Raw genomic sequence first — 17877 nt, 5'->3', positions numbered from 1 at the left:
CCGGGGCGAGGAGGGCGGGCCATGGTGCAGAAGGCCAAGATCCTCCTGGTCGATGACCGGCCGGAGAATCTGCTGGCGTTGGAGGCCATCCTCTCCGCGCTCGATCAGACGCTGGTGCGGGCATCGTCCGGGGAAGAAGCGCTCAAAGCACTGCTGACGGACGACTTCGCGGTCATCCTGCTGGATGTCCAGATGCCGGGCATGGACGGCTTCGAAACCGCCGCGCACATCAAGCGGAGAGAGCGGACCCGGGACATCCCGATCATCTTCCTCACCGCCATCAACCACGGTCCGCACCACACCTTCCGCGGCTATGCGGCGGGCGCGGTGGACTACATCTCCAAGCCCTTCGACCCGTGGGTGCTGCGCGCGAAGGTCTCCGTTTTCGTCGAGCTGTACATGAAGAACTGCCAGCTCCGGGAGCAGGCGGCCCTGCTGCGGCTCCAGTTGGAGGGCGGCGGAGGCAAGACCGCGGTCGGCGAGGCGAAGGAACCCGCCGGGCTGCTCGCCGAACTGTCGGCGCGGCTCGCGGCCGTCGAGGAGCAGGCCGAGGCGCTGTCCAAGCAGCTCGACGATGAGTCAGCGGACGCGGCCGCGGTGGCCACGGCCGCCCATCTGGAGCGCAAACTCACCGGCCTGCGCCGCGCGCTGGACGCGCTGGAGCCGGGCACGGGGAGCACTCCTTCTGTGCCGTCGCAGAACTGAACCCCGCGACGTCCGCCGTTGTGCGGGCGTGCACGCGGGGTTTGAGCGCGCGTCAATTTCCCGCCCCCACAAGGGCGACACGAACGGGTGAAGCACTGGGCACACGTGTCCGTTGTCGTCTCCACCGGTAACCTCACACCCATGGCCCCACGTCCCTCTGCCGCCAAGAAGCCTGCGAAGAAGGCGGCCGTTCCCGCGAAGGGACCGGCCAAGAAGGCCGTTGCCAAAAAGGCTCCGGCCAAGAAGGCGCCCGCCAGGAAGGCCGCGGCGAAGAAGCCCGCGCCCAAGCCGGCGCCGAACCCCACCGGGGGCATCGTGTGGCTCGTGCGGGCGATCTGGCTCGGTACCGCACATGCCGTCGGAGCGGTCTTCCGCGGCATAGGTCAGGGAGCGAAGAACCTCGACCCGGCACACCGCAAGGACGGCATCGCGCTGCTGCTCCTCGGCCTCGCCCTGATCGTCGCCGCCGGCACGTGGTCGAATCTGCGCGGTCCCGTCGGCGATCTCGTCGAAATACTGGTCACCGGTGCCTTCGGCCGCCTCGACCTGCTCGTGCCGCTGCTGCTCGCGATCATCGCCGTGCGCTTCATCCGCCACCCCGAGCAGCCCGAGGCCAACGGCCGCATCGTGATCGGTCTGTCCGCGCTCCTCATCGGCGTGCTCGGCCAGGTCCACGTCGCCTGTGGCTCGCCCGCCCGCAGCGACGGCATGCAGGCCATAAGGGACGCGGGCGGCCTCATCGGCTGGGGCGCGGCGACCCCGCTGACGTACACCATGGGCGAGGTGCTCGCCGTACCGCTGCTCGTGCTGCTCACGATCTTCGGGTTGCTGGTCGTCACGGCGACTCCGGTCAACGCGATTCCGCAGCGACTGCGGCTGCTCGGCAGGAAGCTCGGCCTCGTCCACGACCCGGCCGACGACGACTTCACCGAGGACGACGAGCAGTACGAGGACCAGTGGCGGGACGCGCTGCCCGCGCGCTCGCGCCGGCGCACTCCGAAGCCCGAGGCGTACGACCCCGAGCACGCGGAGCAGGAGGCCCTCTCGCGGCGTCGCAGCCGTCCGAGGCGCTCCGCGGTGCCGCAGCCCGACATGGACCGGCAGATGGACGCCGTGGACGTCGCCGCGGCCGCCGCCGCCGCGCTCGACGGTGCCGTGATGCACGGGATGCCGCCGTCCCCGATCGTCGCCGACCTCACCCAGGGCGTGACTGTGGGGGACCGCGAGGAGGCCACCCCGACACCCACTCCGACGCCGGCGCCCGTCCCGGCCGCGCGTCCGAAGCAGGAGAAGCTCAAGGGGGACGTACTGGATCTCACGAAGCCCCCTGAGGAGATCCGAGACCTGCCGCCGCGCGCCGAGCAGCTCCAGCTGTCCGGCGACATCACCTACTCCCTGCCGTCGCTCGACCTGCTCACCCGCGGGGGCCCCGGCAAGGCTCGCAGCGCCGCCAACGACGCCGTCGTCGCCTCGCTCACCACCGTCTTCTCCGAGTTCAAGGTCGACGCCGCCGTCACCGGCTTCACGCGCGGGCCGACGGTCACGCGCTACGAGGTCGAGCTCGGCCCCGCCGTGAAGGTCGAGCGGATCACCGCGCTGACGAAGAACATCGCGTACGCCGTCGCCAGCCCGGACGTGCGGATCATCAGCCCGATCCCCGGCAAGTCGGCGGTCGGCATCGAGATCCCGAACACCGACCGCGAGATGGTCAATCTGGGCGATGTGCTGCGGCTCGCCGCGGCCGCCGAGGACGACCATCCGATGCTGGTGGCGCTCGGCAAGGACGTCGAGGGCGGCTATGTCATGGCCAACCTGGCGAAGATGCCGCACGTCCTCGTCGCCGGAGCCACCGGTTCCGGTAAGTCGTCGTGCATCAACTGCCTGATCACGTCGATCATGGTCCGTGCGACTCCCGAGGACGTGCGCATGGTCCTCGTCGACCCCAAGCGCGTCGAGCTGACCGCCTACGAGGGCATTCCGCACCTGATCACGCCGATCATCACCAACCCGAAGCGGGCCGCGGAGGCGCTCCAGTGGGTCGTACGGGAAATGGACCTTCGGTACGACGACCTGGCGGCGTACGGCTACCGGCACATCGACGACTTCAACGAGGCCATCAGGAACGGCAAGGTCAAGCTGCCCGAGGGCAGTGAGCGCGAGCTCCAGCCGTACCCCTATCTGCTGGTGATCGTCGACGAGCTCGCCGACCTGATGATGGTCGCGCCGCGGGACGTCGAGGACGCGATCGTGCGGATCACGCAGCTCGCGCGCGCGGCCGGCATCCACCTGGTGCTGGCGACGCAGCGGCCCTCGGTGGATGTCGTCACCGGTCTGATCAAGGCGAACGTGCCGTCGCGGCTCGCGTTCGCGACGTCGTCCCTGGCGGACTCCCGGGTCATCCTCGACCAGCCCGGCGCCGAGAAACTGATCGGCAAGGGCGACGGGCTGTTCCTGCCGATGGGGGCGAACAAGCCGACCCGTATGCAGGGCGCTTTCGTGACCGAGGAAGAGGTCGCGGTCGTCGTCCAGCACTGCAAGGACCAGATGGCGCCGGTCTTCCGGGACGACGTCACCGTGGGCACCAAGAAGAAGAAGGAGATCGACGAGGACATCGGCGACGACCTGGACCTGCTGTGCCAGGCCGCCGAGCTGGTCGTCTCGACGCAGTTCGGGTCCACCTCGATGCTTCAGCGCAAACTCCGCGTCGGCTTCGCCAAGGCGGGGCGGCTGATGGACCTCATGGAGTCCCGAGGCGTCGTCGGCCCCAGCGAGGGGTCGAAGGCTCGTGACGTTCTTGTGAAACCTGACGAGCTGGATGGCGTGCTTGCCGTGATCCGTGGGGAGTCTGACGGGTAGGAAAGGTGCACAGTGGTCGCCATGCGGGCGGATGTGCGGCCGTGGGTGTTCGATCGTGACCCACCCGTAAGGGATCATTGAGCAACCGTTTCCCGGCGGCATACGTCAAGTTGAGGGAAGCGAAAAGCTGCTGCCCCACCATCGGCATGTCGGGCCATACCGATGGCGTACAAATTCCCACCGCCCGGTTGCCCCACCCTTTCGCCCCCCTAGACTGAACCTGCAGCACAGGCGGCTAAAACGCTCGAAAGGCGCCCCCGTGTCCATCGGCAACTCCCCTGAAGACGAGCGTCCGTTCGAAGACGACCGTGAGGAAGCCCGCCCTTCTGTCGGTCGTGCCCTCCAACAGGCGCGTATCGCGGCCGGACTGACCGTCGACGACGTCACCAACGCCACCCGGGTCCGCCTGCCCATCGTGCACGCCATCGAGGCGGACGACTTCGGCCCGTGCGGCGGGGACGTCTACGCCCGTGGTCATATCCGGACCCTGGCCAAGGCCGTCGGCATCGATCCGGCTCCGCTGCTCGCTCAGTACGACGGTGATCACGGCGGGCGGCCCGCTCCGACCCCGGCGGCCCCGCTCTTCGAGGCGGAACGCATCCGCCCCGAGCGGCGCGGGCCCAACTGGACCGCGGCCATGGTCGCCGCGATCGTCGCCGTGGTCGGCTTCGTCGGGTTCACCGCGTTCAAGGGCGGTGACGAGGGCGGTGACAAGACCCAGGTCGCCGAAGGGTCCACGCCCTCGACCAGCAAGACCGCCTCGCCCACGCCGACCAAGCCGACCGACCCGCAGCCCGACCCGTCGGACAGTGCCATCGCGGCCGCGCCCCAGGACAAGGTGACCGTGCAGGTCAGCGCCGCCGACGGCCGCAGCTGGATCTCGGCCAAGGACCACAACGGCCGGCTCCTCTTCGACGGCCTCCTCAAGCAGGGTGAGTCGAAGACCTTCCAGGACAGCGAGAAGATCAACCTCGTCCTCGGTGACGCCGGCGCGATCCAGCTGTACGTCAACGGCAAGAAGATCGACGACGACTGGCAGCCGGGTGCGGTCGAGCGGCTGACGTACACGAAGGGCGATCCGCAGGTCGGATGAGCGGTACCTCTTTCAACGGTCCGTCTCTTTAAGGGCATGCGGGCACGGGGTTGGCCAAGATCGGCCAACCCCGTCGACGTGGGGTGTCAGTGGGACGAAGTAGTCTTGAGCCCATGCCTGAACGCCGTACCGTCGCACTCGTCACCCTTGGCTGCGCCCGTAACGAGGTGGACTCGGAGGAGCTCGCAGGCCGCTTGGAGGCGGACGGCTGGGATCTCGTCGAGGACGCTGAGGACGCGGACGTCGCCGTCGTCAACACGTGTGGCTTCGTCGAAGCCGCCAAGAAGGACTCCGTCGACGCCCTCCTCGAGGCCAACGACCTCAAGGGACATGGCAGAACCCAGGCCGTCGTGGCGGTGGGCTGCATGGCCGAGCGGTACGGCAAGGAACTGGCCGAAGCGCTGCCCGAGGCCGACGGCGTGCTCGGCTTCGACGACTACTCGGACATCTCCGACCGACTCCGGACCATCCTGAGCGGTGGCATCCACGCCGCCCACACCCCGCGCGACCGGCGCAAGCTGCTGCCCATCAGCCCGGCCGCGCGGCAGGAGTCGGCCACCGAGGTCGCGCTTCCCGGGCACGGATCACCTGAGGACCTCCCTGACGGTGTCGCCCCCGAGTCCGGTCCCCGGGCGCCGCTGCGCCGCCGACTCGACGGCTCGCCCGTCGCCTCCGTGAAGCTCGCCTCCGGCTGCGACCGGCGCTGCTCCTTCTGCGCCATCCCGTCCTTCCGCGGCTCCTTCATCTCCCGCCGGCCGAGCGACGTGCTGAACGAGACGCGGTGGCTGGCCGAGCAGGGCGTCAAGGAGATCATGCTGGTCTCCGAGAACAACACCTCGTACGGCAAGGACCTCGGCGACATCCGCCTGCTGGACTCCCTGCTGCCCGAGCTCGCCGAGGTCGACGGCATCGAGCGTGTGCGCGTCAGCTATCTCCAGCCCGCCGAGATGCGCCCCGGGCTCATCGATGTCCTGACCTCGACGCCGAAGATCGCGCCCTACTTCGACCTGTCCTTCCAGCACTCCGCCCCGGACGTGCTGCGCGCGATGCGCCGCTTCGGCGACACCGACCGCTTCCTGGAGCTGCTCGACACCATCAGGGGCAAGGCCCCGCAGGCCGGCGTGCGCTCCAACTTCATCGTGGGCTTCCCCGGTGAGACCGAGGCCGACCTGGCCGAGCTGGAGCGGTTCCTGAACGGCGCGCGGCTCGATGCCATCGGCGTCTTCGGCTACTCCGACGAGGAGGGCACCGAGGCGGCGACGTACGACCAGAAGCTGGACGAGGACGTCGTCGCCCAGCGACTGGCACATATCTCCCGGCTGGCCGAGGAACTCGTCTCGCAGCGTGCGGAGGAGCGCGTGGGCGAGAGCGTGCAGGTGCTCGTCGAATCGGTCGACGGCGAAGAGGGTGCGTACGGCCGTGGGGCGCACCAGGCTCCGGAGACGGACGGCCAGGTGCTGCTCACGAGCAGCGAAGGGCTAGTCGTCGGTCGTATGGTCGAGGCGAAGGTGGTCGGTACGGAAGGTGTCGACCTGGTGGCCGAGCCGTTGCAGGGCTCGCTCGGGTACGGAGAGGAGGCGACCAGATGACCGGAGTCCCGGCATCCGCCGCGGGCGGCTCCGCCAAGGCGAAAGGGCCGGCGGTCTCCGGTGCGTCCGGTTCCCCCTCCATGTCTGCCATGTCCGCCTCCGGTACATCGGGCGGCGGACCGGGCGGTGCGAAGTCGCAGCGTGGCGCAAAGCTGACCGCAGCGGCCGTCAACCAGGCCAGTGTGTGGAACATCGCCAACCTCCTGACGATGCTCCGGCTGGTCCTCGTCCCCGGCTTCGTCGCACTGATGCTGGCCGACGGCGGCTACGACCCGGCCTGGCGCTCGTTCGCCTGGGCGGCGTTCGCCATCGCCATGATCACCGACCTGTTCGACGGTCATCTGGCCCGCACGTACAACCTCGTCACCGACTTCGGCAAGATCGCCGACCCCATCGCCGACAAGGCGATCATGGGCGCGGCGCTGATCTGTCTGTCCTCCCTCGGCGATCTGCCCTGGTGGGTGACGATCGTCATCCTCGGCAGGGAACTCGGCATCACCCTGCTGCGTTTCATCGTCATCCGGTACGGCGTCATTCCGGCGAGCCGCGGCGGCAAGCTGAAGACCCTCACGCAGGGCGTGGCGGTCGGGATGTACGTCCTGGCGCTCACGGGGTGGCTCGCGACCCTGCGCTGGTGGGTGATGGCGGCGGCGGTCGTTCTGACCGTGGTGACCGGCCTTGACTATGTGAGACAAGCCATTGTGCTGCGCAGGCAGGGAATCGCCGAGCGCAAAGCCGCGTCGGAGGAGGCGGAGGCGTGAATTCCGCAGCCGCCGACCTGGTGCGACTACTCACGGTGAGAGGCGAGACGCTCGCCGTCGCCGAGTCCTTGACCGGTGGGCTGGTTGCGGCGGAAATCACAGCGGTGCCGGGAGCGTCCAAGATCTTCCGGGGTTCGGTGACCGCCTATGCCACCGAGTTGAAGCATGAACTGCTGGGTGTCGACGCCACCCTGCTGGCGCAGCGGGGAGCGGTGGATCCGCAGGTAGCAGCCCAGATGGCGACGGGTGTACGCAAGGCGCTGGGTGCCGACTGGGGCCTTGCGACCACGGGTGTCGCCGGTCCGGAACCCCAGGACGGGCAGCCCGTCGGCACGGTTTTCATCGCCGTCGACGGTCCGTTCGCGGCGGATTTTCCGACCGTCGATGGCGGGAAAGTGGCCTCGCTGCGGTTGAACGGCGACCGGGCGGACATTCGTATGGAGAGTGTACGGAGCGTACTCGCACTGCTCTTCCAGGAGCTTGCGAGCGAACAGACCGGGAATGAGCGGGCACAGGATACGGAACAGAACGGGGGGTTTTGATGTTTGCAGCCCTGAGTGAACACGACATCGCTCCCCGCACGGCCGCGGCGCAAGGCGGTACGGTGGGGCGTGAAGGATGCGGCTACGCGGTCCGAGGAGGGAGCCACCGATGATTCTGCTCCGTCGCCTGCTGGGTGACGTGCTGCGTCGGCAGCGCCAACGCCAGGGCCGTACTCTGCGCGAAGTCTCCTCGTCCGCCCGAGTCTCACTCGGCTATCTCTCCGAGGTGGAGCGGGGGCAGAAGGAGGCTTCCTCTGAGCTGCTCTCCGCCATCTGCGACGCGCTGGACGTACGGATGTCCGAACTCATGCGTGAAGTGAGCGACGAGCTCGCACTCGCCGAGCTGGCCCGGTCCGCTGCGGCCACGTCGAGCGAGCACGTACCCACGCCGGTGCGTCCGATGCTGGGTTCCGTATCGGTGGCCGGTGTGCCACCGGAACGGGTGACCATCAAGGCGCCCTCCGAGGCCGTGGACGTGGTCGCCGCGTGAGTCCCACGCGCGTGCGCGTTTGAGCTGACGAAGTGTGTGAGGCCCCGGTCGGGGCTTCTCCGGGAGATCCGGAGAAGCGCTGCCGGGGTTTTCTCGTTGCTTGCGCGTCCCTTTTGGTCCGTTTGCCGGTATGGGATGTGGCGGTCATGGTGGAGGGATGTGACGGGGCGAACCAGGGAGGTTCGGATGTACGTCGTCAAGAGCCCGCTGTCCGACGCGGATCTGAAGACCGTGTCCGAGGCGCTGCAGGGCGCCCTCGTCGACTTGGTGGACCTCGCCCTCGTGGCCAAGCAGATCCACTGGAACGTGGTCGGGCAGCGCTTCCGCTCCGTCCACCTTCAGCTCGACGAGGTCGTGGCCACCGCGCGGACGCACTCCGACACCGTCGCGGAGCGTGCCTCGGCGCTGGGTGTCTCACCTGACGGGCGCGCGGCGACCGTGGCGGTCGGCAGCGGTATCGGCCCGGTGCGGGAAGGCTGGGTCACGGACGGGGATGCGGTGGCCACGCTGGTCGATGCCCTGGGTGCGGTGATCACCCGCATGCGGGAGCGGATCGAGGCGACCGCCGAGCCGGACCCGGTCAGCCAGGACATCTGCATCGGGATCACCGCGGACCTGGAGAAGCACCACTGGATGTTCCAGGCCGCCAACGGGTGACCCGGCCGTGCCTGCGCGATGCCCCAGACCGCAAACCCGAGACGTGGCCGTGCCCACTGCGCGTGACGGTATTGGCCTGCGCTGCATCCGTGTGCCGTGGGTGCGCCCTTCCGGCGGGTGATGCGGCCTTCTAGCTTCGGGCCGGAGGTGGTGGTGCCATGACGGGGTCGATAGTGCGCTGGGGGGCGCCGCTCGGGCTCGGGGCGCTGTGGTGGTGGGCCGTACTGCGGCTCGCGCTGTCGCCCGATGCCGGGGTGCTGGAGGGTGCTGTCGCCGCCGGGGGATGGGGGCTGAGTCTGCTGCCGGTGCACTGTGTGCCGAAGGTGCGGGCGGCCGGCGCCCTGGAGGCCGGGCGGTGGCGTGAGGTCTGGCGGTCGGGCGTCGCTACCAGGGCATCGCGACCCCGCCGTTCGGGCGCAGGATCTGACCCGTTGTGAAGGCCGACGCGTCCGACGCCAGGTGCAGGACGGCGTGGGCGACGTCCTCCGGCTCGCCGACCCGGCCCAGCGGCGATCTCCGGGCCATCAGCGACTCGGTGTGCGTCTGAGCCTCGCTGTCATGGCGGTCCGTCATGGGGGTGCGGATCCAGCCCGGTGCGACGGCGTTGACGCGTATGCCGTGTCTGCCGATCTCGGCCGCCAGGGTCTTCGTCAGCTGGACCACGGCCGCCTTGGCCGCGCCGTAGCAGAGCAGGCCGGGGCCGCCGGTGTCGACGGCTCCTGACGCCATGGTGATGATGCTGCCCCTGATCTGCTGGGCGAGCATCAGTCGGGCGGCCTCCTGGCAGGCGTACAGCACGCCTTTGAAGTTGACGTCCAGTACGCGGTCGAGGTCCTCGTCCCTGGTGTCCAGGACGGGGCTGTTGTGCATGATTCCGGCGACCGCGGCCATGACGTGCAGCTGTGTGCAGGACTGGACGGCCTGCCTGAGCTGTGTGCGGTCGGTGACGTCGAGGGGGTGCGTGTGGGCCAGGCCGCCCGCGTCCTTGATCAGGGTCGCCGTCTCATGCAGGCCCTGTGCGTCGCGGTCCGCGCAGTGCACGGTGGCTCCCGCCTCCGCGAGCAGGACCGCCGAAGCCCGGCCGATGCCACTCGCGGCGCCGGTGACGAATGCGGTGCGGCCGGTGAGGTCGTACGCCTTGACGGGCATGAAAGGACGGTACGAGGGATTCTGACGGGTCGTCAATTAGTTGGACGGGAGTGGGTTCCGTCGCGTGGGGGGCGTCGGTATGGGGCCGGCTCAGTCGTACGGGGTCGGGTTCCGTTTCCTGCGAGAGGCGCCGGGGGTAGGGGCGGGGCCCGTCTGGCAGGTCGGGCACCAGTACGTGGGGCGGTCGCGGGAGCCGTCGCCCTGGTCGGCCAAGCGGATCGGCGTCTGACAGCGGAGGCAGGGGCGGGGTGCGCGGCCGTACACGAACAGGTCCTGGCCGCGGCGGCCCGTCGTCGTGCGGGCGGGGCGCTCGCGGTTGGCCTCCAGGAGCTTCTTGGCGAGGGCGGGGAGCTGAGCGGCGCGTTCGGCGGGGAGGGCGCCGATGGGGAGCCAGGGGGTGGCGCCGAGCAGGAAGCAGAGCTCGCTCTTGTAGACGTTTCCGACACCGGCCAGATTGCGCTGGTCGAGCAGGGCTTCGCCGAGGGGACGGGCGGGGTCGGCGAGGAGATTGACCAGGGCGCGGTCGGGGTCCCAGTCCGGGCCCAGGAGGTCGGGGCCGAGGTGGCCGACGGCGCGGTGCTCGTCGGTCGTGCGCAGGAGTTCCAGGACGGGGAGGCGGTAGCCGACGGCTGTGTGGTCGGCTGCGCCGAGGATGGCACGGATCTGGTGGGTGGGGCCGCCGGACCAGCGCCGGCCTGCGGCGAACACCTTCCAGGCGCCGTCCATCCGTAGGTGCGAGTGGAGCGTCAGGCCGCCCTCGATACGGGCGAGGAGGTGCTTGCCGCGAGGAGTGACGTCCAGGACGGTGCGGCCGGTGAGGTCGACGGTGGCGTACTTCGGCACGCGGAGGTCGCTCCGGGTCAGCACCTGGCCCGCGAGCGCGCCGTGCAGGCGCCTTGCGGCTTGCCAGACGGTGTCTCCTTCGGGCATGGGGGTTCGTTCTCCTTCGGGTGGTGGGTGCCGCCGTGTCTTCCGGTGCTGTGCCCTGTTGCCGTGCTCCGGTGGCATGCACCTGCGCGTGGGTCACGCCCGCAGTCTCAGGCCCCTGGGAGTTGCGATGAAACCGGATCCTTCCAGGAGGCCGCCGATGGGGGAGGTCAGGGCGGAGGTGCCGTTGACGCGCTCCACCGTGACCGTGCCGAGGGAACCCGCGCGGGCGGTTGTGGCGAGCGCTTCCGCTGCCTCGCGCAGGCGTGGGTCGTCCGCGGCCGTGCCGTCCGGGGTGGAGGGCCAGGCCAGGAGTGTCTTGCCGCCGCGCTCCATGTAGAGCGTCAGCTCGCCGTCGACGAGGACCACGAGGGAGCCCGCCTTGCGCCCGGGCTTGTGCCCGGCGCCGGTCGGGGGTTCGGGCCAGGGGAGCGCGGCGCCGTACGCGTTCGCGGGGTCGGCGGCGGCGAGGACGACGGCTCGGGAGTCGGGGGTGGGGCGGGTGCGGTGGGGGGCGAAGCCCGGGCCGGAGTAGTACGGGGGGCTGGTACGGGGCGGGGGGAAGTCGCGCGGGGAGGTGTACTCGTCGCGGGAGCGGGGGGAGTTGGGGCGGGTGGTGGGAGTGCTGGGGGCGGTGGGGGTGTGGGGCGTGCTGAAGCCGTCTTCGAAGCTGTCGTCTACACCTGGGGTGCCGAAGTCGCTGCCCGGTGTGGAGCCGGCGCTCGACTCGAAGCCGCCTGCTGTGGGGCCGTCGGTCCACTCGAAGGCACCCGGTGGGAACCCGTCGGAGGCGTCGAAGGGCTGGTGGGTGCCGTCGCTGTACGGCTGCGGTGGCAGGGCCTCGCCCCGCTCGCGGGCGGACGCCACCGCACGGAGGCGGTCGACCGCGCCGTCCATGGCGAACTGGGCGGCGCCGAGGCCCTCCACCACGTAGCCGCGCCTTGCCTGGCCGCTGTCCTCGAAGGCGGACAGGATGCGGTACGTCGCCGAGAAGCCGCCCTCGACGCCTTCTGCGGAGACGGCTCCCCGCGTCACCACGCCATGCCGGTCGAGGAGGGTGCGGGCGAGCGCGTGGGCGCGAACGGTGGTGTCGGGTTCGCGATCCGGTAGCAGGGACCAGCGGCCGGCGACGGTCGGCGGGCCGGTGCGCGAGGCGGGGCGGGCGGCGGCGGTCAACGAGCCGTAGCGTCCGCGTGGGATCGTGCGCTTGGCGCGGTGGGCCGTGGAGCCTGCGGTGCGGCCCGAGCCCAGGAGGGAACGCATGGGTGTGAGGGTGTCGTTCGTCAGACGGCCCGACCAGGCCAGGTCCCAGACGGCATCGGCCAGTTGGGGGTCTGTGGCGTCAGGGTGGGTGGTGGCCCGGATCTGGTCGGCGATCTGGCGGAAGAACAGGCCGTAGCCCCCGGAGAGGGTGTCCAGGACGGACTGGTGGAGCGCGGACAGTTCCAGGGGGTGCGGGGGTGGCAGGAGCAGTGGGGCCGCGTCCGCCAGATACAGGGAGACCCAGCCGTCCTTGCCGGGGAGCGCGCCCGCGCCGGCCCACACGATCTCTCCGGCGGCGGTGAGTTCGTCGAGCATGGCGGGTGTGTAGTTCGCGACGCGGGACGGCAGGACGAGCTTCTCCAGCGCCGATGCCGGTACGGACGCGCCCTGCAACTGCTCCACGGCACGCACCAGACCGTCGATGCCGCGCAGCCCGTGGCCCTTGCCGATGTGCTGCCACTGGGGCAGGAACTGGGCCAGCGCGGGCGGAGTCACCGGCTCCAACTCCTGCCGCAGCGCGGCCAGCGAACGGCGCCGGAGTCGGCGCAGCACCGTCGCGTCGCACCACTCCTGACCGATGCCCGCGGGGTGGAACTCGCCTTGTACGACACGGCCGTTCGCCGCCAGTCGCTGCAACGCGCCCTCGGTGACCGCCACGCCCAGACCGAAGCGGGCGGCCGCGGTGGCCGACGTGAACGGGCCGTGCGTACGGGCGTACCGCGCGAGGAGGTCGCCCAGCGGGTCCTTGACCGGCTCGGTGAACGCCTCGGGGACACCGACCGGCAGCGCTGTGCCCAACGCGTCCCGCAGGCGGCCCGCGTCCTCGATCGCCGCCCAGTGGTCGGCGCCGGCGATCCGGACGCGGATGGCGCGGCGGGCGCCGGCCAGCTCCTGGGCCCACTGCGGTTCGGCGCCCCGCTCGGCCAACTCGGCGTCGGTGAGCGGGCCGAGCAGGCGCAGCAGATCGGCGATGCTCTCGGCGTCCTTGGCGCGGCGGTCCTCGGTGAGCCACTGGAGTTCCTTCTCCAGCTCGGTCAGGACCTCGGCGTCGAGCAGCTCGCGCAGCTCCGCCTGGCCGAGCAGTTCGGCCAGCAGGCGCGAGTCCAGCGACAGGGCGGCGGCCCGGCGCTCGGCGAGGGGCGAGTCTCCCTCGTAGAGGAACTGGGCGACATACCCGAAGAGGAGGGAGCGGGCGAACGGGGAGGGCTCCGGGGTGGTGACCTCGACAAGGCGGACCTTGCGGGACTCCAGATCGCCCATCAGCTCGACGAGTCCGGGGACGTCGAAGACGTCCTGGAGGCATTCACGGACCGCTTCCAGGACGATCGGGAACGAGCCGAACTCGCTGGCCACCTGGAGCAGTTGGGCGGCGCGCTGGCGTTGCTGCCACAGGGGGGTGCGCTTGCCGGGGTTGCGGCGCGGCAGGAGCAGCGCGCGGGCGGCGCACTCGCGGAAACGGGCCGCGAACAGCGCCGAGCCGCCCACCTGGTCGGTGACGACCTGGTCGACCTCGCCCTTGTCGAAGACCACGTCCGCCGCGCCGACCGGGGCCTGCTCGGCGTCGTATTCGGTGCCCGCCTTCATAGGTGTCTGGTCCAGCAGATCCAGCCCCATGAGGTCGGCGTCGGGCAGGCGCAGCACGATGCCGTCGTCGGCGTGCATGACCTGCGCGTCCATGCCGTACCGCTCGGAGAGCTTGGCGCCGAGCGCCAGGGCCCAGGGGGCGTGGACCTGGGCGCCGAAGGGGGAGTGGACGACGACCCGCCAGTCGCCGAGCTCGTCGCGGAACCGCTCCACGACGATCGTGCGGTCGTCCGGGATGTGGCCGCAGGCTTCGCGCTGTTCGTCCAGGTAGGACAGGACGTTGTCCGCGGCCCAGGCGTCCAGGCCCGCGGCGAGCAGGCGGAGGCGGGCGTCGTCCTTGGGCAGGGAGCCGACCTCGCGGAGGAACGCGCCGACCGCACGGCCCAGTTCGAGCGGGCGGCCCAGCTGGTCGCCCTTCCAGAAGGGGAGCCGGCCCGGTACGCCCGGCGCGGGGGAGACCAGGACGCGGTCGCGGGTGATGTCCTCGATGCGCCAGGAGCTGGTGCCGAGGGTGAAGACGTCCCCGACGCGGGATTCGTAGACCATCTCCTCGTCGAGCTCGCCGACCCGGCCGCCGCCCTTCTTCGGGTCGGCTCCGGCGAGGAACACCCCGAAGAGGCCCCGGTCGGGAATCGTGCCTCCGGAGGTGACGGCGAGGCGCTGTGCGCCGGGGCGGCCGGTGATCGTGCCGGCGACGCGGTCCCACACCACGCGCGGGCGCAGCTCGGCGAACGCGTCGGACGGATAGCGGCCCGCGAGCATGTCGAGCACGGCTGTGAACGCCGACTCCGGCAGCGAGGCGAAGGGCGCGGCCCGGCGGACCATGGCGAGGAGGTCGTCGAGCTGCCAGGTGTCCATCGCCGTCATTGCGACGAGCTGTTGGGCGAGGACGTCCAGGGGGTTGGCCGGCACCCTCAGGGACTCGATCGAGCCGGTGCGCATGCGCTCGGTGACCACGGCCGCCTGGACCAGGTCGCCGCGGTACTTCGGGAAGACCACGCCGGTGGAGACGGCGCCGACCTGGTGTCCCGCGCGGCCCACTCGTTGGAGGCCGGAGGCCACGGAGGGGGGTGATTCGACCTGGACGACGAGGTCCACCGCGCCCATGTCGATGCCCAGTTCGAGGCTGGATGTGGCGACCACCGCGGGGAGGCGGCCCGCCTTGAGGTCCTCCTCGACCTGGGCGCGCTGTTCCTTGGAGACCGAGCCGTGGTGGGCGCGCGCGATGACGGGCGGGGCGCCCTGGGCGGCCCCCGAGCCGCCCATGAGCTCGGCCGGGGCGTGGTGCTCGTCCAGAGGCTCGCCGGTGGCCCGCTCGTAGGCGATCTCATTGAGCCGGTTGCACAGTCGCTCCGCGAGGCGGCGGGAGTTGGCGAACACGATCGTCGAGCGGTGGGCCTGGACGAGGTCGGTGATCCGCTCCTCCACATGCGGCCAGATCGAGGGGCGCTCCGCCCCTTCGCTGCCGTCGGCCACCGGGGAGCCGCCCAGTTCGCCCAGGTCCTCGACCGGGACGACGACCGAGAGGTCGAACTCCTTGCCGGACTTGGGCTGGACGATCTCCACCTTGCGGCGCGGGGAGAGATAGCGGGCGATCTCGTCGACCGGGCGGACGGTGGCGGACAGGCCGATACGGCGGGCGGGCTTCGGGAGCAGTTCGTCGAGCCGCTCCAGGGTGAGCGCGAGGTGGGCGCCGCGCTTGGTGCCGGCCACCGCGTGCACCTCGTCCAGGATCACCGTCTCGATGCCGGTCAGTGCGTCGCGCGTGGCTGACGTCAGCATCAGGAACAGGGACTCCGGGGTGGTGATCAGGATGTCCGGGGGGCGGGTGGACAGGGCACGGCGCTCGGCGGGCGGGGTGTCGCCGGAGCGGATGCCGACCTTGACCTCGGGCTCGGGCAGGCCCAGGCGCACGGATTCCTGGCGGATGCCGGTGAGCGGGCTGCGGAGGTTGCGCTCGACGTCGACCGCGAGGGCCTTCAGCGGGGACACATAGAGGACGCGGCAGCGCTTCTTGGGGTCGGCCGGCGGGGGTGTCGCGGCGAGCTGGTCGAGGGCCGCCAGGAACGCGGCCAGGGTTTTGCCGGAGCCGGTGGGGGCCACCACCAGCACGTCCGAGCCCTCCCCGATGGCCTGCCACGCGCCCGCCTGGGCCGCGGTGGGCGCGGAGAAGGCCCCCGTGAACCAGCCGCGGGTCGCGGGGGAGAAGCCGTCGAGGGCTCGATGTGCGGAGCTGACCATGCGTCCATCCTGCACCCGCCCACTGACAATGGCTCTGACCTGCGGCGACATAACCGGCAGCGGTGTGGGCGGGATCGCGGTGAGAATGGGGGCATGGTGGGTTCGGACGAGCGGGCGCGGCACTGGCAGTACGCGGATCTGCCCGGTGTCGATCTGCTGCGGGCCCGGTACATCCACAAGACCTTCGTCCGGCATACGCACGAGAACTTCGTCATCGCAGCCATAGCCGAGGGAGTGGAGGTGTTCCACCACCGCGGCGCCGACGAGTACGCGGGCCCCGGCGCGCTCGCGCTGGTCAACCCGGACACCGCGCACACGGGCCGCGCGGGCGTGCCCGAGGGATGGCGGTACGGCGCCGTCTACCCCTCGCCGGAGGTCGTGGCGGAGATCGCCGCGGAGACCACGGCGATCCGCGGTACCCCCGGTTTCGTCAGTCCGGTGGTCGACGATCCGTACACCGTGAGCCTGGTGCATCAAGTGCTCCGAGCCGCCGACGAGGGCAACGCGCTGGCCGCCGACACCTTGCTGAGGGTCGTGGTGACCCGGCTGCTCAGGCTGAACGGCGGGCCGCTGCCGCGGCGGGACATACGGACGGCGGGTGCGCGGATCGCGGCACGCGCGCGTGCGGTGCTGGAGGAGCGGATGGCCGAACCGCCGACGCTGGAGCGTTTGGCGGCCGAGTTCGGGACCAGCCCCTTCGCCTTGCTCCGGGCCTTCCGGGACGCCTACGGAATGCCGCCGCACACCTGGCTGACCGACGCGCGCGTGCGGCAGGCTCGGCGGCTGCTGGACGCGGGTTCGACGCCCGCCGAGGCGGCTGTGACAGTGGGGTTCACCGACCAGCCCCACCTGAACCGCCACTTCACCCGGATCGTGGGGGTGCCGCCGGGGGCGTACCGGCGTGAGCGCAAGAACGTACAAGACGCAGGGCAGCCGCTCCTCCTACCGTCCGAGGCGTGGCAGAACAGACAGCTCTCCCGGACACACGCGCCGGAGAAGGAGACCGGGCCGACGCGGCCGTCGTCCGGGACGCGCTCGGAGTCGGGGTCGCCGTAGGACTGTCCGGGTTCGCCTTCGGGGTGACCTCGGCCGGCAGCGGGCTCACGCTCCTGCAGACCTGTGCGCTCAGCCTGCTGGTGTTCACCGGCGCCTCCCAGTTCGCGCTGGTGGGGGCGCTCGCGGCCGGCGGCAACCCGCTCACGGCGGCCGCCGGTGCCTTCTTCCTGGGTGTGCGCAACGCCTTCTACGGACTGCGGCTGTCGCAGTTGCTGGCCCTCCCGCGCGCGGTGCGGCCGTTCGCCGCCCAGTGGGTCATCGACGAGACCGCGGCCGTGGCGCTGGCGCAGCCGACGCGACGCAGTGTCCGCATCGGCTTCACCGTCACCGGGCTCAGCCTGTACGTGCTGTGGAACCTCACCACGCTGCTCGGCGCGCTGGGCGCCGAGGCCATCGGCGACACGGACGCGTGGGGCCTCGACGCGGCCGGTCCCGCCGTCTTCCTGGCGCTGCTCGCGCCGATGCTGACGTCCGCCACCGAGCGGGCCGTCACCGCTCTTGCCGTCCTGTTGGGACTCGGACTCCTGCCCGTGCTGCCGGCCGGAGTGCCGGTCCTGGCGGCCGCGCTCGCGGCACCCTTGGTGCTCTTCCTGGAGGGCCGGCGCAAGGGCGCCGTACGCGACGACTCGGAAGAGGAAGCCCGTTGAACATCTGGATCGCGATCGGTGCGACCGCCGTCGGCTGCTACGCCGTCAAACTCGCCGGACTGCTCGTGCCCGCGGGTGCCCTCGAGAGGCCGCTCGTCAGGCGCCTCGCCGCCCTGCTGCCCGTCGCCCTCCTCGCCGCCCTCACGGCCCAGCAGACCTTCGCCGACGGCCGTGCCCTGGTGCTGGACGCCAGGGCCGCCGGTCTCGTCGCCGCCGTCGTCGCACTAGTGCTGCGCGCTCCCTTCCTGCTGGTCGTCGCGGCGGCCGTGGTGGTGACCGCGGGAGTGCGCGCCCTGGGCGGCTGAGGCGGGCCCCGG

The 17877-nt window shown here is 71.0% G+C and carries 15 protein-coding genes; 12 read left to right on the top strand and 3 right to left on the bottom strand.

Going from position 1 to position 17877, the window contains the following annotated elements:
* The first annotated feature begins 21 nt into the window (after nucleotides 1–21).
* The 9 genes from ACIHFB_RS20695 to ACIHFB_RS20655 all read left to right on the top strand — a co-directional run bounded on the left by ACIHFB_RS20695 (nucleotide 22) and on the right by ACIHFB_RS20655 (nucleotide 9130).
* A complete protein-coding gene (locus ACIHFB_RS20695; protein WP_365285174.1) occupies nucleotides 22–705 on the top strand; it encodes a response regulator in 684 nt (227 codons plus the stop codon).
* A 141-nt stretch (nucleotides 706–846) separates the two neighbouring features.
* Nucleotides 847–3561 (top strand): DNA translocase FtsK, encoded by a 2715-nt coding sequence (locus ACIHFB_RS20690; protein WP_365285176.1) that lies wholly within the window; start codon nucleotides 847–849, stop codon nucleotides 3559–3561.
* A 259-nt stretch (nucleotides 3562–3820) separates the two neighbouring features.
* The gene (locus ACIHFB_RS20685) at nucleotides 3821–4654 is read left to right on the top strand and encodes a RodZ domain-containing protein (protein ID WP_365285178.1); all 834 of its coding nucleotides are present in this window, start codon (nucleotides 3821–3823) and stop codon (nucleotides 4652–4654) included.
* A gap of 113 nt (nucleotides 4655–4767) precedes the next feature.
* The gene (gene rimO / locus ACIHFB_RS20680; protein WP_400127549.1) at nucleotides 4768–6243 is read left to right on the top strand and encodes a 30S ribosomal protein S12 methylthiotransferase RimO; all 1476 of its coding nucleotides are present in this window, start codon (nucleotides 4768–4770) and stop codon (nucleotides 6241–6243) included.
* Nucleotides 6240–7004 (top strand): CDP-diacylglycerol--glycerol-3-phosphate 3-phosphatidyltransferase, encoded by a 765-nt coding sequence (gene pgsA / locus ACIHFB_RS20675; RefSeq protein ID WP_400127548.1) that lies wholly within the window; start codon nucleotides 6240–6242, stop codon nucleotides 7002–7004. Before rimO ends, pgsA begins: the two co-directional genes overlap by 4 nt.
* A complete protein-coding gene (locus ACIHFB_RS20670; protein ID WP_400127547.1) occupies nucleotides 7001–7546 on the top strand; it encodes a CinA family protein in 546 nt (181 codons plus the stop codon). Before pgsA ends, ACIHFB_RS20670 begins: the two co-directional genes overlap by 4 nt.
* A gap of 109 nt (nucleotides 7547–7655) precedes the next feature.
* The gene (locus ACIHFB_RS20665; RefSeq protein ID WP_365285186.1) at nucleotides 7656–8036 is read left to right on the top strand and encodes a helix-turn-helix transcriptional regulator; all 381 of its coding nucleotides are present in this window, start codon (nucleotides 7656–7658) and stop codon (nucleotides 8034–8036) included.
* 186 nt (nucleotides 8037–8222) lie between these two features.
* On the top strand, nucleotides 8223–8693 hold the full coding sequence (locus ACIHFB_RS20660) for a DNA starvation/stationary phase protection protein (protein ID WP_365285188.1): 471 nt from the start codon (nucleotides 8223–8225) through the stop codon (nucleotides 8691–8693).
* 158 nt (nucleotides 8694–8851) lie between these two features.
* Nucleotides 8852–9130, top strand: coding sequence for a hypothetical protein (locus ACIHFB_RS20655; protein ID WP_365285190.1), 279 nt, complete (start codon nucleotides 8852–8854; stop codon nucleotides 9128–9130).
* Here the strand turns inward: ACIHFB_RS20655 and ACIHFB_RS20650 are convergent.
* From ACIHFB_RS20650 to ACIHFB_RS20640, 3 genes are all read right to left on the bottom strand, one after another.
* Entirely contained in the window at nucleotides 9078–9842 is a 765-nt protein-coding gene (locus ACIHFB_RS20650; RefSeq protein ID WP_365285192.1) for an SDR family NAD(P)-dependent oxidoreductase, read from the bottom strand. The genes ACIHFB_RS20655 and ACIHFB_RS20650 overlap by 53 nt on opposite strands.
* 90 nt (nucleotides 9843–9932) lie before the next feature.
* Complete coding sequence (locus ACIHFB_RS20645; protein ID WP_365285194.1) at nucleotides 9933–10772, bottom strand: DNA-formamidopyrimidine glycosylase family protein; 840 nt, start codon at nucleotides 10770–10772, stop codon at nucleotides 9933–9935.
* A 93-nt stretch (nucleotides 10773–10865) separates the two neighbouring features.
* On the bottom strand, nucleotides 10866–15857 hold the full coding sequence (locus ACIHFB_RS20640) for an ATP-dependent helicase (RefSeq protein WP_365285196.1): 4992 nt from the start codon (nucleotides 15855–15857) through the stop codon (nucleotides 10866–10868).
* Between the two features lie 93 nt (nucleotides 15858–15950).
* Between ACIHFB_RS20640 and ACIHFB_RS20635 the strand changes: the two genes are divergently transcribed.
* Genes ACIHFB_RS20635 through ACIHFB_RS20625 form a run of 3 tightly spaced genes read left to right on the top strand, consistent with a single transcriptional unit; the run spans nucleotide 15951 to nucleotide 17865 of the window.
* Complete coding sequence (locus ACIHFB_RS20635; protein ID WP_365285198.1) at nucleotides 15951–16913, top strand: AraC family transcriptional regulator; 963 nt, start codon at nucleotides 15951–15953, stop codon at nucleotides 16911–16913.
* The gene (locus ACIHFB_RS20630; protein ID WP_365285200.1) at nucleotides 16814–17560 is read left to right on the top strand and encodes an AzlC family ABC transporter permease; all 747 of its coding nucleotides are present in this window, start codon (nucleotides 16814–16816) and stop codon (nucleotides 17558–17560) included. The genes ACIHFB_RS20635 and ACIHFB_RS20630 overlap by 100 nt, the downstream gene beginning before the upstream one ends.
* On the top strand, nucleotides 17557–17865 hold the full coding sequence (locus ACIHFB_RS20625; RefSeq protein ID WP_365285202.1) for an AzlD domain-containing protein: 309 nt from the start codon (nucleotides 17557–17559) through the stop codon (nucleotides 17863–17865). Before ACIHFB_RS20630 ends, ACIHFB_RS20625 begins: the two co-directional genes overlap by 4 nt.
* The last annotated feature ends 12 nt before the right edge of the window (nucleotides 17866–17877 follow it).

Source organism: Streptomyces sp. NPDC051963 (assembly GCF_044593495.1).
Taxonomy (GTDB): domain Bacteria; phylum Actinomycetota; class Actinomycetes; order Streptomycetales; family Streptomycetaceae; genus Streptomyces.
This window is presented reverse-complemented; position numbering and strand designations above follow the sequence as displayed.

Excerpts from the sequence above, each read along its gene's own strand:
- ACIHFB_RS20695 (WP_365285174.1), top strand. The coding sequence starts at position 22 with ATGGTGCAGAAGGCCAAGATCCTCCTGGTCGATGACCGGCCGGAGAAT.
- ACIHFB_RS20690 (WP_365285176.1), top strand. The coding sequence starts at position 847 with ATGGCCCCACGTCCCTCTGCCGCCAAGAAGCCTGCGAAGAAGGCGGCC.
- rimO (WP_400127549.1), top strand. The coding sequence starts at position 4,768 with ATGCCTGAACGCCGTACCGTCGCACTCGTCACCCTTGGCTGCGCCCGT.
- pgsA (WP_400127548.1), top strand. The coding sequence starts at position 6,240 with ATGACCGGAGTCCCGGCATCCGCCGCGGGCGGCTCCGCCAAGGCGAAA.
- ACIHFB_RS20665 (WP_365285186.1), top strand. The coding sequence starts at position 7,656 with ATGATTCTGCTCCGTCGCCTGCTGGGTGACGTGCTGCGTCGGCAGCGC.
- ACIHFB_RS20660 (WP_365285188.1), top strand. The coding sequence starts at position 8,223 with ATGTACGTCGTCAAGAGCCCGCTGTCCGACGCGGATCTGAAGACCGTG.
- ACIHFB_RS20655 (WP_365285190.1), top strand. The coding sequence starts at position 8,852 with ATGACGGGGTCGATAGTGCGCTGGGGGGCGCCGCTCGGGCTCGGGGCG.
- ACIHFB_RS20650 (WP_365285192.1), bottom strand. The coding sequence starts at position 9,842 with ATGCCCGTCAAGGCGTACGACCTCACCGGCCGCACCGCATTCGTCACC.
- ACIHFB_RS20645 (WP_365285194.1), bottom strand. The coding sequence starts at position 10,772 with ATGCCCGAAGGAGACACCGTCTGGCAAGCCGCAAGGCGCCTGCACGGC.
- ACIHFB_RS20640 (WP_365285196.1), bottom strand. The coding sequence starts at position 15,857 with ATGGTCAGCTCCGCACATCGAGCCCTCGACGGCTTCTCCCCCGCGACC.
- ACIHFB_RS20635 (WP_365285198.1), top strand. The coding sequence starts at position 15,951 with ATGGTGGGTTCGGACGAGCGGGCGCGGCACTGGCAGTACGCGGATCTG.